Source organism: Nitrospira sp. T9 (assembly GCF_052156535.1).
Classification (GTDB): domain Bacteria; phylum Nitrospirota; class Nitrospiria; order Nitrospirales; family UBA8639; genus Nitrospira_E.
The window spans coordinates 39,496-55,242 of the sequence record NZ_JBQKUP010000021.1; the positions used below are offsets into that span (position 1 = coordinate 39,496).

Annotated in this window: 14 protein-coding genes; 6 read left to right on the forward strand and 8 right to left on the reverse strand. The window is 51.9% G+C overall.

Going from position 1 to position 15,747, the window contains the following annotated elements:
• Nucleotides 1-190: 190 nt before the first annotated feature.
• Both ACTRXD_RS02015 and ACTRXD_RS02020 read right to left on the reverse strand, forming a co-directional pair.
• On the reverse strand, nt 191-379 hold the full coding sequence (locus ACTRXD_RS02015; protein ID WP_442430195.1) for a hypothetical protein: 189 nt from the start codon (nt 377-379) through the stop codon (nt 191-193).
• A gap of 166 nt (nt 380-545) precedes the next feature.
• Nucleotides 546-3,962 (reverse strand): PAS domain-containing hybrid sensor histidine kinase/response regulator, encoded by a 3,417-nt coding sequence (locus ACTRXD_RS02020; protein WP_442430196.1) that lies wholly within the window; start codon nt 3,960-3,962, stop codon nt 546-548.
• Nucleotides 3,963-4,208: 246 nt separating this feature from the next.
• Here ACTRXD_RS02020 and thiD point away from each other — a divergent pair, with 246 nt between their 5' ends.
• The 5 genes from thiD (at nt 4,209) to ACTRXD_RS02045 (ending at nt 7,771) form a co-directional block, all read left to right on the forward strand.
• Nucleotides 4,209-5,000, forward strand: coding sequence for a bifunctional hydroxymethylpyrimidine kinase/phosphomethylpyrimidine kinase (gene thiD, locus ACTRXD_RS02025; RefSeq protein ID WP_442430197.1), 792 nt, complete (start codon nt 4,209-4,211; stop codon nt 4,998-5,000).
• 19 nt (nt 5,001-5,019) lie between these two features.
• Nucleotides 5,020-5,817: an alpha/beta hydrolase family protein gene (locus ACTRXD_RS02030; protein WP_442430198.1), complete on the forward strand. Its 798-nt coding sequence runs from the start codon at nt 5,020-5,022 to the stop codon at nt 5,815-5,817.
• A gap of 18 nt (nt 5,818-5,835) precedes the next feature.
• Nucleotides 5,836-6,312 carry a hypothetical protein gene (locus ACTRXD_RS02035; RefSeq protein WP_442430199.1) on the forward strand — a complete coding sequence of 159 codons (477 nt, stop codon included), beginning with the start codon at nt 5,836-5,838 and terminating at the stop codon, nt 6,310-6,312.
• A gap of 55 nt (nt 6,313-6,367) precedes the next feature.
• Nucleotides 6,368-6,883, forward strand: coding sequence for a gamma carbonic anhydrase family protein (locus ACTRXD_RS02040; RefSeq protein ID WP_442430200.1), 516 nt, complete (start codon nt 6,368-6,370; stop codon nt 6,881-6,883).
• Between the two features lie 90 nt (nt 6,884-6,973).
• Nucleotides 6,974-7,771: a hypothetical protein gene (locus ACTRXD_RS02045; RefSeq protein ID WP_442430201.1), complete on the forward strand. Its 798-nt coding sequence runs from the start codon at nt 6,974-6,976 to the stop codon at nt 7,769-7,771.
• 33 nt (nt 7,772-7,804) lie between these two features.
• Here ACTRXD_RS02045 and ACTRXD_RS02050 read toward each other — a convergent pair whose 3' ends face one another.
• Nucleotides 7,805-9,265: a CPBP family intramembrane glutamic endopeptidase gene (locus ACTRXD_RS02050; protein ID WP_442430202.1), complete on the reverse strand. Its 1,461-nt coding sequence runs from the start codon at nt 9,263-9,265 to the stop codon at nt 7,805-7,807.
• Nucleotides 9,266-9,847: 582 nt separating this feature from the next.
• Here ACTRXD_RS02050 and ACTRXD_RS02055 point away from each other — a divergent pair.
• The gene (locus ACTRXD_RS02055) at nt 9,848-11,326 is read left to right on the forward strand and encodes an NAD-dependent malic enzyme (protein WP_442430235.1); all 1,479 of its coding nucleotides are present in this window, start codon (nt 9,848-9,850) and stop codon (nt 11,324-11,326) included.
• Nucleotides 11,327-11,363: 37 nt separating this feature from the next.
• Here ACTRXD_RS02055 and ACTRXD_RS02060 read toward each other — a convergent pair whose 3' ends face one another.
• From ACTRXD_RS02060 to rfbB, 5 genes are all read right to left on the reverse strand, one after another.
• Nucleotides 11,364-12,173 carry an undecaprenyl-diphosphate phosphatase gene (locus ACTRXD_RS02060; protein ID WP_442430203.1) on the reverse strand — a complete coding sequence of 270 codons (810 nt, stop codon included), beginning with the start codon at nt 12,171-12,173 and terminating at the stop codon, nt 11,364-11,366.
• Nucleotides 12,174-12,241: 68 nt separating this feature from the next.
• On the reverse strand, nt 12,242-13,078 hold the full coding sequence (rfbD, locus tag ACTRXD_RS02065) for a dTDP-4-dehydrorhamnose reductase (RefSeq protein WP_442430204.1): 837 nt from the start codon (nt 13,076-13,078) through the stop codon (nt 12,242-12,244).
• Nucleotides 13,075-13,629: a dTDP-4-dehydrorhamnose 3,5-epimerase gene (gene rfbC / locus ACTRXD_RS02070; protein WP_442430205.1), complete on the reverse strand. Its 555-nt coding sequence runs from the start codon at nt 13,627-13,629 to the stop codon at nt 13,075-13,077. The genes rfbD and rfbC overlap by 4 nt, the downstream gene beginning before the upstream one ends.
• A 3-nt stretch (nt 13,630-13,632) precedes the next feature.
• Nucleotides 13,633-14,508 carry a glucose-1-phosphate thymidylyltransferase RfbA gene (gene rfbA, locus ACTRXD_RS02075; protein WP_442430206.1) on the reverse strand — a complete coding sequence of 292 codons (876 nt, stop codon included), beginning with the start codon at nt 14,506-14,508 and terminating at the stop codon, nt 13,633-13,635.
• 72 nt (nt 14,509-14,580) lie between these two features.
• Complete coding sequence (gene rfbB / locus ACTRXD_RS02080; protein WP_442430207.1) at nt 14,581-15,675, reverse strand: dTDP-glucose 4,6-dehydratase; 1,095 nt, start codon at nt 15,673-15,675, stop codon at nt 14,581-14,583.
• Nucleotides 15,676-15,747: the final 72 nt, after the last annotated feature.

A 15,747-nucleotide genomic window follows, 5' to 3' on the forward strand; every position in this document is an offset into this window, starting at 1 on the left:
CGCTTCATGGTATTCAGTGCCAATTTTTTCGGCACAATCTCCGGATTGAGAATCTCACAGAACCCTTGATTCAACAACACCTGCGAAGACAACGGAGAGACGTTTGAGGTCGTGGCGGTTTCGAGTGGCAATGGTGGGAAGCATGATGGCCATGGGAGGGGTGCCGGCCTCGGCCGGAAAATGAAGGATCTCAGCCGACGATTTCCTCTCCGCGAAATGGCGACATCTTGATATCAACGGTAGGACTGACGTCTGCCTTGGAAAAGGGACCAAAGGCGACCGCGTGCAGGCTTTGTCGACGGCCAATACCAAAAGGCACACGGGAAAGCATAAGATCATGGTCCAGTGGCCGATCATGGCCATGCGCTTCTTGCCACATCGGATTCCATCGAGATTGAGGTGAGATAACCAACGACGGAGGAGGATGACCGGCCAAGGCGCCGATGAGTCGTTGGCATGCGGCGAAAGGGTCGGACAATTTCTCAGGGAGGATTGAGGAGCTGAAAACAGAAACTATGGATGGGGATTATTGCGGGATTATTTCCTTAGGCAGTTTGAGTCGAGTCCGGTGTGGACCCCTTACCCAGGATGTCCCGGAGCGCAAGAGCCAGAGACAGTCCGTTGACCGGCTTCATCAAAAAGGCCCGAATGCCGAGTTGCTTGGCTTTTTCTTGAGTCATGGTGTGGCTAAACCCCGTACACAACAGAATGGGAATATCCGCTCGAATACCTAGCAACGCACGAGATAAGGCCTCCCCGCTCATCGTCGGCATGGTTTGATCCGTCACGACCACATCAAAATCCGAGGGGTGTGCTCGAAACAGATCTAACGCTTCATATGGATTGACGCTTGCTACAACGGCATAGCCTAAATGGCTGAGAAATTGTGTCCCCCAGCGCGTCAGCATTTCTTCATCATCCACAAATAAGACCCTTCCCGACCCGGTCGGCCAGGCAATGACTTCCTCCGGTTTGTCCGGCGCAATCACATCCAAGCGCGGCAGGAGGACCGTGAAGGTCGTACCCTCCCCCGGACGACTGGACACCGCAATCCCACCCCCGTGGTTATGGACAATCCCGTGAACAACCGCCAGCCCGAGCCCCGTGCCCTCCCCGGCAGGTTTTGTGGTAAAAAATGGCTCAAAAATTCTCTCGACCATTTCGAGAGGAATGCCCTTTCCGGTGTCACGAATCACCACCTGAAGGTAGGAACCGGCTTTGCATAAGCCCGGGCCCGGCATTCCTTCCTCAGGAATACATTCATGGCCTAAGGCTATTTCCAACAGACCGCCCTCTTCCCGCATGGCATATTCCGCATTGGCACACAGATTCATAATCACTTGTTGCATTTGCGTCCGGTCACCATAAATCACCGTGGACTCAAGATCCAAAGACGTTCGAATTTCAATCGAGGACGGAAAGCTGGCACGGACCATTTTCAGAACATCCCCAATAACCAATCGCAGATCAATGGCCTCTTTATCCTTTTCCGAGCGCCGGCTAAAGGCTAAAATTTGCTTTACAAGATCACGGGCCCGATTCCCGGCGGCGACTACTTCGTTTAGATAGGATTTTAAGCGTTCATCCTGAGTGGCATAGGCCATCGCCAATTCGGAATATCCCAGGATCGCACCTAAAATATTATTAAAGTCATGGGCAATGCCCCCGGCCAATGTACCAATTGCCTCCATTTTTTGGGTATGCCGCAATTGCATCTCACTCAATAATAAAGCCTCTTCAGTGCGTTTCCGCTCTGTAATATCCTCACAAGACAGCAACCACACCCGAGGCCCTGACTGTTTCTCAATGGCCTGAATCGTCTCTTTCACCCAAATGATGGTCCCATCCTTTTTTACTTTTCTGAATTCAGGAAGAATACCTTTTGTGGATTCACGCAACCCCTTCTCCAGACCTGATTGAAACAGGCCACGATCCTCCTCATAGACCACGGAAAACGCAGAGGTGCCCAGCAATTCCTCAACCCGATATCCCAACACTTGAGCCCCATATTGATTCACGGAGAGAATGATCCCCTGACAATTCACCGTAAAATAAATTAAGGGAGTCTGATCGTAGAGTTCACGATACTTGTCCTGGCTGTTTTGGACTTCTTCCTGTGCCCGCTTGCGCTCAAGTTCCGCTCCTGCCCGTGCGGCAAAAATCTTCAAAAGATTATGCCCTTGAGAGGAAAGTACATGCGGATTCGTATCCAAAAGCGCGAGATTTCCCACGACCTCATTCTTGGAATTGAAAAGAGGCGTTCCATAATACGCCTCAACTCTCAACGCTTGAATCGCTTCACTGCGAGGAAAAAGTTGTTGAACACCGGAAGGCTGGTCCACAGGGTTACCCCCAAGTACGAGTTCGCAAGGTCCCCCCAGACATTCATACACCGTTGAAGGTTCAAATTGGTCGTGGTTCCAAAAAGCCAATGTCCGGGCTTTGCTGGCATTTGGCTCAATCCGCTCCGACAAAAACACCATGGGCACCTGAAGCGCTTTCGCCAATTCACCGACAAGGACTTCGAAGAAATTTGGAGAGCCGGGGATCACATTGCCTTTAACAATCGCCTCCAGCGCATCTTCCCATTGTTTTCTCTGTGTGATATCTCGCGAGATCACGACAGCTCGCAGTTCTCCAAGCGCCGTTTGAAAGGCTCGTCCGGTGCTTTCAAACCAGTGGTACTCCCCATTCTGATGCCGATAGCGGTAGACCGAACGGCCGGAACCGTTGGTCTTCATGCCTTGACAAAACTCCTCCACCACTCTGTCTCGATCTTCAGGATGCACCGGGGCAAAGACACTCGTGCCAAGCAGATCCTGGGAGCTGTACCCAAGAGATTCTTTGAAATTCGGACTCACATAGAGGAATCGTCCTTCGGCATCGGTTTCCGTGATCAGATCATAGGCATTTTCCATAATGGCCCGGAAGCGTTTTTCTCGTTCCTGAATGATGAGTTCAGCGGCTTTTCGGAACGTAATATCGCGAGCAAAACCCAAGACCCCGTTCTGACCATCCGGTAAAGAGCCAAATGAGTCTTTGGTCACTAAAAACGTTCGGGACACAGGATGCTGCTCCTGAACCTCGACCTCAAAGGTCTGAGTCCCCGCAGATTGCATCACATGGTCATCCCCCTCGACAAACAACGCATGCGGCTGGGTGCCGAATATTTCCTCATCGGTTTTTCCGACGACCTCATGGATGGCCTTTCCCATAATCTCCGCGCCCGAAGGATTCACCAGGAGGTAACGACCATCCTGGTCCTTAACATAGACCACATCACTCATTTCTGCGAGGACAGCATCTAACAGAGCGTGATTCCGCCTTGATATGTCATCCGCCAACTTGCGCTCCGTGATATCGCGTATCGTTCCTCCTCCTCGAAGTAACCGGCCATCGGCATCAAAGGTTCCCTCCCCTGTGGCCTCAAACCAACGATAACCTTTTGATTTCGTGCGTAATCGGGACTCCACATGATAGGGAATCCTTTTTTCAATATGATTGGTTAAGGCCTCAAACACACGCTCCCGATCGTCAGGATGTAACCGTTGCTCCCAACTCCCCATGACTCCCGGGAACTCAGATTCCTCATACCCCAACATCGCGATAAACTGAGGGGAGTACCACACCGGACACTCTGGAGAGTACCAGGGAATATCCGGACGAATTTCAGCCACCCACAACCCCTCACGAGACCCCTGAGAGGCCAGAATGAACCGCTCAACTTGCTGTCGGAGAGCATGCAACTCCTTCTGCAAATCCGGCTGTGGAGTACCTGTGGGCATCTTGGATTGGCGAGTCTCTGGCAATCGGGGAATATGGCTCGAAGCTTCAGATTTCGAAGATAATTGTCCAGGTGACCCTTGGGAAGACCCAAGGGAAAGCGTCAGATCTCCCAGGCGCTTTCGATGAATTTCTTCATCGGAAGGAGGAGAAGACTTTGAAGAATGGGGAGATTCCATACAGCATCTATCCTTGAAAAGCCCGGAATGACCGGCTCGTCAAGGAGTGACTCTATAATCAAACACCATGAAATATTTTTCCTTTAATGTCAAGAAAAAATACGCAAAAACACCTGGCCTCAGACGTAAGCTGGAACAGCAGGATTTCTACGCGTACTAATTATTAGAATGCGGCATCCCTGGATCCTCAGAATATGACATGCTAGACTCACCGTTCGTCCACACATTCTTCACTCGCGGACACTCATGAAAAAAGCTGTTTGCACCATCGCTGGCTCTGATTGTAGTGGAGGGGCCGGCATTCAAGCCGATCTGAAAGCCATGTCCGCGAACGGGGTGTTCGGGATGTCGGTGGTAACATCCATTACCGCACAAAATACGCGCGGCGTCTCTGCCGTTTTTCATTTGCCTATCTCGATCATTACCGCACAACTCGAGGCGCTCTTTTCCGATATTCCTGTCACCGTGATTAAAACCGGGATGCTGGCGACCTCCGACATCATCACAATTGTCAGTCGGCATCTGGCCAAACAACCCCTCGAGCATCTGGTTGTTGATCCGGTTATGGTCGCAAAAGGAGGATATCCACTCCTGGAACAGGAAGCGATGGCCACACTGAAAACTGAATTGCTTCCTCAGGCTTCCCTTCTGACCCCAAATATTGCCGAAGCCGAAATGTTATCCGGCCTCACCATTAAGACTCTGGCCCATGCCAGAGAGGCGGCGAAAGTCATTCATCAATTCGGCTGCCAACATGTCCTGATCAAGGGCGGGCATCTGCTGGAACAGCCGGGAACCGACTTACTTTACGACGGCAGATTTTTCCGCATGTTTAAGGGGGAATTTTTTCAGACGAATACAACTCACGGAACCGGCTGTACCCTGGCCTCTGCCATTGCCGCCAACCTGGCCAAGGGGAAACCCATACCCGACGCGATTGAAGCCGCGAAACACTATACGACTGAGGCCATTCGTCACGGCCTTTCTCTTGGCCAGGGAAATGGCCCGACCGACCACTTCTACTTTCTGCAAGCATAGCCAACTCGTGGAGACCGCATTGCCCACAGAAAGCTGGGATGGGAGGACTGAAGCTTCTGTCAGCTTTACCGGTTCATCCGGCATCGTGACGACAGGGATTTTCGCTCAACCGGCTGCTTCCACGCATCGAGCGGTGATCCTTTGTCATGGATTTCCCTCCGATAAAAACAGTCGAACCAATCGGCGGTTGACGGACCTTCTCATTCCTCAATCCATCGCGACGCTTCGATTCGATTGGTATGGCATGGGTGACTCACCGGAGCCCCTGTCCCACCTCCGCATCCAAAAATGTGAGGAACAACTGGATTCGGCCGTCCGCTTTCTCACCGAAAGATCCATGAAGGCGCTCGGACTCATTGGATCCAGTTTTGGTGGATTCATGGCTATTCTTTCGGCCCCCCGATATCCTCTCCTACAGGCCCTGGGCCTAAAATGCCCCGTGGTGGATTTCTCTGAAGTGCTTCGCCTGGAATTGGGAGCAGACGCCATGGACCGATGGAAACGCACCGACCACATACCCGACGTCTTCGGTGGCGAACTTCCGACACCCTTGCCGTATGCCTTTTTCGAGGAATGTCTCACCTATAACGGCTACAACTCAGCTTCGCGCATTCAAGCCCCCACACTGATTGTCCACGGGGTTCAAGATGAAATCATTCCCGTTCATCAGATTGATCGGTTACTGACGTCTCTGAGCGTGCCCAAGGATTTTCGTCTCATTCCCGGTGCCAACCATCAATTCGGACGGCCTGAAGATTTTCGTCTCATGACCACCCATTTGGCCAAGTGGATGATCGCTCACCTGCCTCTCTCTTGAGGTGGCGGGACCCGAATCATGCCTGACTCACCACACACCAACCCGGAATTATCCCAGGCGCAACTCGAAACCATTCGTATGCTCTATCCGTTATTTAAAAACGAGGTGCTCCGGCGGCGGGAATACATGAGCCGGTTGTCGGTAATACACAATACAGTATTAGTATTCTTGATCATGATCATCGCCGTGGTGTCCCCTGGACACCCCGACCCCACCATGCGATGGTTAACGATTTCCGGTGTGGTCATCTTGTCAGGGTTTGTGGTCTATCTGATTCTTCAACAAGCCACTCGACACCGAATGGCCAAACAACAATTAATTGAACTCGAGAGGGGAATGGGATTGTACCAAGAAGACTGGATGTTTTCGGGAAAAACCACCTATCCGAAACATTGGCAAACCGATTGGCTCTCAGACCGAAGCGTGGCGACGTACCTCACCATTCTCATTGTTCTTACAGGACTGGCAATCGGCGCCATGCTCATTCGCCTCTAACCTTCACCTCACGTTCTCACATGGAGACACTTTATTCGGCGAAAGGACCGCGCTCATGTTAAGAACCTATCGAGGGATTGCCCCCTCTGTCGCGACCAGCGCGTTTATCGAAGACACGGCCGTCGTCATCGGGGATGTGGCCATCGGATCGGAATCGAGCGTCTGGTTCAATGCCGTCATACGCGGAGACGTACATAGTATCCGCATTGGCCATCGGACCAATATTCAGGACCTCTGCCTGTTGCACGTGACGCATGACACCCACCCTCTCACTCTTGGCGATGACATCACCGTGGGCCATCATGTGGTCCTCCATGGTTGCACGATTCATGATCGGGTGCTGATTGGCATGGGAGCCATCATCATGGATGGAGCCGTGATCGAAGAAGACTGTGTCATTGGCGCTGGAGCCTTAATTACCCGGAATATCCACATCCCCTCGAGGAGCCTGGTCATGGGGTCTCCGGCTAAAGTGAATCGCCTGTTGACGGATGCTGAAGTGCAGTGGATCAAAGAATCTGCCGCGAACTACATCCGATACGCCCAACAATATGTCTCAGAGAATGAGTAATGTTGGAATTCCAGAAAGCCCCAATCCGGTCATTCCCTGGCTTTTGAACAGTTTCTCTTCCCAACCACACATTCGGATAAGACCTCTTCCTTGAGCCAGCATTCCCTTTACCATGATCCACTTATCATTCTTGGCACGGGCTATACCGGTCGACGAGTCTATCACCAGGCTTGTGAAGCGGGGTGGAACGTGTTCGCGACAAGCCGAATGCCGGATGTCCATCTCTCAGATATTGCACCCGCACATCGAATTCTTTTTGACCTGACCCAGCCTGAAACCTGGCGATCCATTCCCACCCCGGCCCATCTCATCTGGTGTTTTCCTGCGACGCCATTGAATGTGGTCCAGAAATTCTTCACCCGCCGTCCCGGGGAGTCCGGTAGAATTCTGGTGATGGGAAGCACATCCGCCTATGGGGCAACCTGCGGAGCCGTCACGGAACAGACTCCGGTCAACATGGACCTTCCTCGGGTTCAAGGGGAAGAATATCTCCGGACACAATTGGGCGCTGTGGTTATTCGACTGGCAGGATTATACGGGCCAGGTCGTCATGTGCTGGATTGGATGAGAAAAGGCAGAATTCGCAATACTCCAAAATGGGTCAATCTCCTCCATGTAGAAGATGCGGCAGGCATCTGTTTGCGAGCCCTTGAACGGGCTCAGAACGGTACCACCTATTTGGCTAGCGATGGAACCCCACGGACCTGGTCTGAGATTTTCTCAATGGCGTCAGAAAAATGGAGCATGCCCATTCCCCCACCCACGCCTCTTCGGGAAATCGGCAAACAGGTCTCCATTCACAAACTCCTGACCACCCTTCACTATACCCTTCGATTTCCTGATCTCTATCAGGCCTTGGACGACATTGAACGACATTCATCATCATGAAGAGACAACACAACAACCCGCTCCTTGATCATTTTAGCGGAAAAAAGAGACAAGAGAATACACCACCACCCCGTTATTGACGGCATGCGCCACCATGCCGGGAATCACACTCCCCGTTCGTTCGTAGGCCCATGCCCACAACAACCCACTCCAGAAAACCGTCAGAAACGCGATCAGCCCATAGCCATGGGCCAAGGCGAAAATCAATCCACTTGCGACCATGGAGAGGGGAAAACTGAATTTGGTTCGAAGTGTCGTATAGAGAATTCCCCGGAAAATGAGTTCTTCGAAAAAGGGCGCCAGAAGAACGAAGTCGATTGTGGTTTTGATGAGTTCCATCCGCGTTCCCCAAATCAGCTGGGGGACAAACCATTCTGTCCAATGCACCGAAGATTGAAATGCCTCCCCCCCGAGCACAATCAGCCAGTCCCCAACAAGGCCAAGCGTCACCAACATCACGATCAATGGCAGACCGGATTTCAATCGTTGCCACACATTCGAACAGCCCACCACCTGTAGCAACGATCGTTTCCTGGTTCGACACAACAGAATAGCGGTCAGGACGACGGGAGGAAAATACAGTAACGCAATCCCGAAATCCTCAATAATGCCTATACCATCAGGCAGGACCGCCACCAGCCCCATCAACAGAATCGTCAGGGCCCCTCCACGAGCTAAGACCGCGATACCCTCCCGGAATGTCCAAGGAATGCGCCAGACAGCCACGTTGATTGGGGACTGTGAAATCCGTCCTTTCAACCGGGCGAATCCCAGACGAAGAAAAAAGGACACCCCAAACCCAATCACCACAACCTCACCCACCAAAAGCACACGCCATCTCCATAATGGGGGGTCGGTCAACTGATACTCTTGTAATTGAAGATTTTCCTGTAAATCCCGATCGCCCGCCTGAACGGCGATTCGTCGCGCAAGATGAAAGTAAAACCAGTTTGCAGGGACCTCTTCGGCCAACCTCGCCTGCAGGAAGACATACTCAGCAGGCGAAGGTTCGCTCTGCCCATATCCCACTTCCAACCATCGACGAAAAGGAGCAGGCGAATTGTGCTCCATGCCCCAATTCATCACAAACTGGTTGAATTGGTCGGTCAACCCGGCTTCGCCATAGAGCATGCCCAAATACAATTTATCCAATGCTGAGGATTGATCATCCACCCTTTCTTCATACCAAAGTCGGATTTGCTCCAGCGTTTCCCCGTCCTGTCCCCCCAAATGGTACATCACCTGTTCAAACGAGGAGAGTTCCGGCAGGCGAGATTCAAAACCCAACATCCGACTGGCGATCCGCTCTAGATCCCGGCTTGCAGGTGATGCCAGGCGCACATCATCGGACAGCGTTACCGCCCAAATGAGCAATCCCAGCCCACCTCCACAGAACAACAGACAGAGGCCGGTCAGCCAACGGGAGAATTGAATTTCTTTTTGAAGGTCCGAGCGGGTATCCGGGAGGAGATCGACGGTATTATCTGATTCCATAAGCGAGGGTTCACAGATGCAAGAAAGTTACTTATTTTAACTACCGGATTAAGATACCATGATCTGCAGGCGCCCTGCCGAAACAAACGCACCCGCCCCGGATACCCTCCACACCTCATGTCCGGGGATGATGACAAATGCAACCAGTTATCTCACTGACTTACTCTATTTTTAATTACCCATTATATCGGCAATTCGGCGTGGCCGAGACGCGGAGCTCAATCCAGAGATATGGCGAGTACTGCCTGAGCCACCTGAGTTGTGCCGCCGCTGGTTTCGTCGAGCATCAAAAGGTTTTCCGCCAACCACGCCAAGGACCACGGGTTTTGGGTCCTGTTGCCGAAGGTAGGGTCGGGCCCTATGGAGCGCACTCTGTAATTTTGGCTCGCCTCCCCGGAGAAACCCCGTCCTTACTTCTTTCATTCCTTATACGATTTCCCGCCGATAGTAATGGCCTTGTTCAGTCTCCAGCACATACCCCTAACTTGGATAATCCGATACAATATAAGAAAAAGGTCTGTAGCCTACGGGTAACCCGATCAAAAGTGATCCATTGCGCAACTGAAAAGGAGGGACTCCTTGGTGTGGAATTTTTTTAAGCGACAGCAAAACGGGCAAAGTTCCTCGCAAGATATCGGCCCCTATTCCAATTACCGGATGGCCGTGCGGTTAGAATTAACTCAACGCACCGGCGTCTTCGCCCAATTAGCCACCGCCATCGCAGAAGAGGGTGCCAGCTTGGGCGCCTACGATATGGTCTCGGCCACTCGCACCAAAGTGATCCGGGATATTACTCTGGATGTCCAGAGTGAAGAACATGGCGAACGGGTCATGAAACGCCTGAATTCGTTGGCGGATGTTCGGGTCATCGCCTCATCGGATCGGATTTTCCTCATGCATTTAGGCGGGAAAATCCGGGTGGAGAGCAAGTTCCCGGTGAAAACCAGAAATACCCTGTCCATGGTCTATACGCCTGGAGTCGGGCGCGTCGTTAAAGCGATTGCCGCGGATGAGAAAAAAGCCTATTCCTTTACGACGAAAAATAACAGCATCGCTGTCGTGACAGACGGATCGGCCATATTGGGCTTAGGAAATCTCGGCCCTCTCGCGGCCTTACCCGTCATGGAAGGCAAAGCCATGTTGTTCCATCAATTTGCCGGTATTGATGCCTGGCCTCTCTGTCTCAATACCCAGGACCCAGAAGAGATTATCCGGACGGTGCTCGCCATCTCTCCGTCATTTGGAGGCATTAACCTGGAAGACATCAGTGCCCCCCGATGCTTTGACATTGAGCGACGACTGCAAGCCGAACTGGATATTCCGGTCATGCATGATGACCAGCATGGAACGGCTGTGGTCATTTTGGGTGCGCTTCTTAATGCCTTAAAAGTCACACGCCGAACCATCAATGAAATTACCGTCGTGGTCCTCGGATTGGGAGCCGCAGGCACGGCCTGTTGTGAATTACTTTTAGGAGCCGGAGTCACCAGGCTCAAGGGATGCGACAAACAAGGGCTGGTGTTGGATCGCCCCGTGGAAGAACTTCTGCCGAATCGCCATACGCTTCGCAGCATCATTCCGTATGATCAGCCAACCGGAACTCTTCAGGACGCCCTGAAAGACGCCCATGTGGTGATTGGTCTTTCCACAGCCAACATTTTAAAGCCCGAAGACTTAGCCCTCATGGCCAAGGATCCCATTGTGTTTGCCTTAGCCAATCCTGACCCTGAAATCCTACCCGAGGCCGCCATTCCCCACTGTCGCGTCTATGCCAGCGGGCGATCGGATTATCCCAATCAATGCAATAATCTCTTGTCGTTTCCCGGCATCTTTCGTGGAGCCCTTGATGTGCAATCCAAAACGATTAATGAACCGATGCTCATTGCTGCCGCTCATGCCCTCTCCAAGATGATTCCTGACTCCGCACTCAGTGAGGAATATATTATTCCCAGCGTGTTCGACAAACAGGTGGTACCCAAGGTCGCCAAGGCCGTCTCTCAGGCTGCTATTGATTCCGGCGTGGCACGCCGGACAAAGAAGGACATGGAAGAGGAGATGTAAGCGCAGTGAATGCCAGAGGTTAAGGAGACAGCAGGATCTATCTCAAAGAATCCCAAAGAAGAATGCTTATTCCGAGTGGCCACAAATAATAAGAGAATAAATGGAAGTGATCCTGTCTGACGAGTTTAATGATCAACGAAATAGATCCATACCCCACCAAAGCCGCGACGACCATTCCAACCAGATAGACACCTATCGGGTCATGAATCTGATCCATCCCTTTCCCAATTTCTAGGATCGTCGCCCCCACAATAGCAGGCATGGAAATCAGAAGAGAAAACCGGGCCGATAATTCCCGATCCAAACCCAACAACACTCCACTGGCTATGGTTGATCCGGACCGCGAAATCCCCGGAAAGACCGCCACACCTTGTACCATGCCGATCGCCAGGGCATCACGAATGCTCATGTCCTGAATGCCCCGGGCACGACTTCTCCCGTGCCCCAACCAGAGAATCACACCGGTAGCCAACAACATAACGGCCACGACGGAGGGCTGAACCAGCGTTTCAAGACCGATCGATCGAATACCTAATCCAATGATCGCGGTCGGGATGGATGCGATCAGAACATAATGAATGGTGCGTCGCTCAAATCCTTGAAACAGGCTGCCTTGTGTTGTCGTCCATCCAACATACCCCAAGCCCAAGGTGAGGAGATCATGACGAAAATACACCAGGATCGCAGTCACCGTCGCGAGATGCAACATGATGTCGTACAACAAATTGGTCTCACTAAAATGACCAAACCAGTGTTGAGCCAGAACTAAATGTCCGGATGAGGATACCGGAAGGAATTCCGTGAGTCCTTGAATGACCGCAAGCACCACCGCTTCGATGTAACCCATCGTTTAGGACTGCCTTTCTTATCGCTGATGATCAGGGAAAAGATGATTCACAGAACAGATGACGACCCCTAGCCTTTCCACTGAATGGCAAAATCACGAACGCCCTCTTCCCAGGGCGGCAACTTAATCAAAGGGTCCTGTAAAGAGGTCAGCACGGCATAGGAGGGCCGCCGGGCCGGGCGAGGAAATTGAGCCGTCGCTATCGGCACAACCGAAGTTTGAATATCCAACGCCTGATAAAGTGTTTGAGCCAATTCATACCAACTGGTTCCGCCTGTACCGGCCATGTGATAGGTCCCAAACGCATCGGTCTCACCCAATTGGCATACCGCCTGGGCAAGATGAGGGGCAAATGTCGGCGACCCATACTGGTCGCTGACAACTTTCACGACCTCTCGGTCCGCCATTCGACAAATCGTACTGGGGAAATTCCTCCCTACGGTGTGGTAAAGCCAAGCCGTCCGGACAATAAAATGCCGTGGGTTTGCGACTCGCACCGCCTCTTCGCCGGCTAATTTACTGTGCCCGTAGACGCCTAACGGATTCGTACAATCAAATTCATGATAGGGCCGATTCTGCTGACCATCAAACACATAATCGGTGGAAAAATGGATAAGCGTCATCCCCAAGTCATTCGTCACCACGGCAAGATTTCTCGGGCCCAGGGCATTGCCCCGGTATGCGGCATCCTGCTTCACTTCTGCCTCATCCACCTGCGTAAATGCGGCCGCATTGATGACGATGTGTGGTCGTAGTTGATCAAGGGCTTTCCTGACTTCCTCGAACTGCGTGATATCCAAATCCTGGAGGTCCCAGGCCGTGACCTCGTGGTCGGCATATTGCCGTTGGAGCGCCTGCCCCAATTGCCCTTGAGCCCCTGTGATTAAAACTCGACTCTGCCTCATGGTTGATAATCCGGAAGCTGATCGCACAGGTCATCAAGTAACAGCCCGGCAGCATCCTTTGTGGAGAGAAGTGGCTGTTCGATCGGCCATTGAATGCCAATACGGGGATCATTCCATCGAATGGTCACTTCACCACCCGGTGCATAGACATCGGTACATTTGTACTCCACCTCCGCCACATCGCTGAGGACACAAAATCCATGGGCAAACCCCATAGGAAGGTAAATCTGTCTGAAATCCTCTGCCGATAAGGTCACCCCCACCCATGAGGCAAAGGTCGGAGACCCTTTTCGAATGTCGACTGCGACATCAAAAATTTCCCCACGAATCACCCGAATGAGCTTCCCTTGTGGGCGAGTCATTTGAAAGTGAAGCCCACGAAGGGTCCCGAGAACCGACGATGAACAATTATCCTGCACAAATGGAGGCAGAATCCCTGCCTCCTGATACTTTTGTACATGATACGTTTCTAAAAACCATCCACGTTGGTCCCGGTACACATCAGGCTCAACAATCAGAACCTCCGGGAGCCGCGTTGGGAGAAATTTCATATGTTACTCCTGCCCCTGATTGACCAAATGCAGCAAGTATTGCCCGTACCCGTTGTCTTTCATTTTCGAGGCTAAGCGCAACACGTCACCTGGCTGAATGTATCCCATTTTATATGCAATTTCTTCCGGACAGGAAACCATCAGGCCCTGTCGTTCTTGTAAGACTTGAATATAATGGGCGGCCTGCATGAGAGATTCGTGAGTCCCCGTATCCAACCAGGCAATGCCACGCCCGAGCACCCGCACATGTAGCGATCCGGCTTCTAAATAGGTTTTATTCACATCAGTGATTTCTAGTTCATTTCTCGCCGAAGGCTTGAGAGAATCGGCGATACCCACGACCCGATTGTCATAGAAATATAACCCGGTTACGGCATAGGGCGACTTGGGACGGGAGGGCTTTTCCTCCAGGCTGGTGGCTTGCCCGTGATCATTAAAGGTCACCACACCGTATCGTTCGGGATCCCGTACCTGGTAGGCAAAAACTTGAGCCCCTATGGCCTGAGAGGCCGCTTCTTGAAGATAGCTTGATAGCCCATGCCCATAGAAAATATTATCCCCAAGAATGAGCGCCACCCGATCCTTTCCAATAAACTCACGCCCAATCACAAAGGCTTGCGCAATTCCTTCGGGCCGGGGTTGCACTTGGTAGCCGATCGTTAACCCAAGATGACTGCCATCACCTAACAACCGGACAAACCCTTCCTGCTCATGCGGGGTGGTGATCACCAAAATATCCCGGATTCCAGCCAGCATGAGAGTCGACAATGGATAATAGATCATCGGTTTATCAAAAACCGGCATGAGTTGTTTGCTGACCGCGTGGGTTAAGGGATAGAGCCGGGTTCCCGACCCACCCGCTAGGATAATTCCCTTCATCGTATCCTTTTGCATCCCAATGTCTTCATCATCCTCATGATACCCTGCCAAAAGTAGAGAACGTTCACGGCCCTATATTGATGGGACAGAGGCTAACCCGAGTCGTTCCCGTTGATAGGAGTTCGCGGTCACGGCCTGACACCATTGACGATTGGCAGCGTACCATTCAATCGTCTGCTGCAACCCAGACTCGAAAGAGTGGCGTGGGCTCCACCCCAATTGCGAGTGAACTTTGGTGGTATCAATGCCATAACGAAAATCATGCCCGGGACGGTCAGCCACAAATACTTTCAGATCTACATAGCGTGTGATACCCCTTTGAGACAGAAAAGGATTGGATCCACCCGGGGCGACCTCTTCCAAAATCCGGCATAGGGCGTCCACGACATCAAGGTTCGATCGTTCCGATCGCCCGCCCAGATTATATTTTTCTCCAGGCGTTCCTTCCTGAAGGACCAGGAGTAGGCCCTCACAATGGTCTGCCACAAACAACCAGTCCCGTATATTCTGCCCGTTCCCATAAATCGGAAGAGGCTTCCCTTCTAAGGCATTCAAGACCATGAGAGGAATAAGCTTTTCGGGAAACTGATAGGGCCCATAGTTATTGGAACAATTGGTTATCAGGATTGGAAGACCGTACGTGTGATGAAAAGCCCGCACCAAATGATCAGCGCTGGCTTTCGACGCCGCATAGGGGGAATTGGGGGCATAAGGGGTCTCTTCGGAGAACAATCCTGTCGGCCCCAACGTCCCATACACTTCATCAGTTGAAACATGCAGGAACCGAAAACGTTGGCGACGATCAGCATGTCCTTGCTTCAGAAATCGCCTGACCACGTCTAATAAGACCAGGGTACCCGTGACATTCGTATGAATAAAGGGATAGGGGTCGTCGATAGACCGGTCCACATGCGATTCAGCGGCAAAATTCAGCAACCACCTGGGAGAAAATGAATCCATCATCCTGGTCATCTCACCCGCATCGGCAATATCTGCCTGGATAAATACTAGACGAGGATGATCCCACAATCCATCAAGATTTTCTCGATGACCCGCATACGTCAATTTGTCCACGACGACAATTCGTGCCTCGGTCCTTTGAAGGGCCATCCGGACAAAATTGGCGCCAATAAAACCAGCGCCTCCGGTCACAATCATGGTCTCCATGATTCAATACTCTCCACTTGATAGAAGCCGTGAGAACCAAGCAGGAAAGACTCTGGCGGGAAATCGGAAGGA

Coding starts and splice junctions, on each gene's coding strand:
- ACTRXD_RS02015 (WP_442430195.1), bottom strand. CDS start 379: ATGTGGCAAGAAGCGCATGGCCATGATCGGCCACTGGACCATGATCTT.
- ACTRXD_RS02020 (WP_442430196.1), bottom strand. CDS start 3,962: ATGGAATCTCCCCATTCTTCAAAGTCTTCTCCTCCTTCCGATGAAGAA.
- thiD (WP_442430197.1), top strand. CDS start 4,209: ATGAAAAAAGCTGTTTGCACCATCGCTGGCTCTGATTGTAGTGGAGGG.
- ACTRXD_RS02035 (WP_442430199.1), top strand. CDS start 5,836: ATGCCTGACTCACCACACACCAACCCGGAATTATCCCAGGCGCAACTC.
- ACTRXD_RS02040 (WP_442430200.1), top strand. CDS start 6,368: ATGTTAAGAACCTATCGAGGGATTGCCCCCTCTGTCGCGACCAGCGCG.
- ACTRXD_RS02050 (WP_442430202.1), bottom strand. CDS start 9,265: ATGGAATCAGATAATACCGTCGATCTCCTCCCGGATACCCGCTCGGAC.
- ACTRXD_RS02060 (WP_442430203.1), bottom strand. CDS start 12,173: ATGGGTTACATCGAAGCGGTGGTGCTTGCGGTCATTCAAGGACTCACG.
- rfbD (WP_442430204.1), bottom strand. CDS start 13,078: ATGAGGCAGAGTCGAGTTTTAATCACAGGGGCTCAAGGGCAATTGGGG.
- rfbC (WP_442430205.1), bottom strand. CDS start 13,629: ATGAAATTTCTCCCAACGCGGCTCCCGGAGGTTCTGATTGTTGAGCCT.
- rfbA (WP_442430206.1), bottom strand. CDS start 14,508: ATGAAGGGAATTATCCTAGCGGGTGGGTCGGGAACCCGGCTCTATCCC.
- rfbB (WP_442430207.1), bottom strand. CDS start 15,675: ATGGAGACCATGATTGTGACCGGAGGCGCTGGTTTTATTGGCGCCAAT.